The organism is Streptococcus pseudopneumoniae (assembly GCF_001072315.1).
Lineage (GTDB): Bacteria > Bacillota > Bacilli > Lactobacillales > Streptococcaceae > Streptococcus > Streptococcus pseudopneumoniae_R.
Genome location: NZ_JVLI01000155.1, coordinates 1 through 380 on the forward strand (window position 1 = coordinate 1; position 380 = coordinate 380).

At 39.5% G+C, this 380-nt stretch carries 1 protein-coding gene; it reads left to right on the forward strand.

Going from position 1 to position 380, the window contains the following annotated elements:
* The coding region (gene tnpA, locus ADH54_RS08400) for an IS200/IS605 family transposase (RefSeq protein ID WP_049524758.1) at positions 1-301 on the forward strand (301 nt) is incomplete at its 5' end.
* Positions 302-380: the final 79 nt, after the last annotated feature.

Sequence of the window (380 nt, forward strand, 5' to 3'; positions counted from 1 at the left end):
GGGTCACTTAATGCCAGACCATGTACATATGTTAGTAAGTATTCCACCAAGGATAAGTGTTTCAAGTTTCATGGGTTATTTAAAAGGTAAAAGTGCACTCATGATGTTTGACAAACGCGCCAATCTCAAGTACAAGTTTGGGGATCGGCATTTTTGGGCGGAAGGTTATTATGTGAGTACGGTTGGACTCAATGAAGCCACAATTAAGAAGTATATTCAAGAACAGGAAAAGCATGATATAGCACTAGATAAATTAAGTGTAAAAGAATATGAGGCTCCCTTTAGGGATAGTGGTAAGTAATACTAAAGCCTCTTTAAGAGGCAAGTGACGAGTCAAGAGCAATAAGGCTTGAACAACGTGAAAGCCAGCGTCTTTAGGC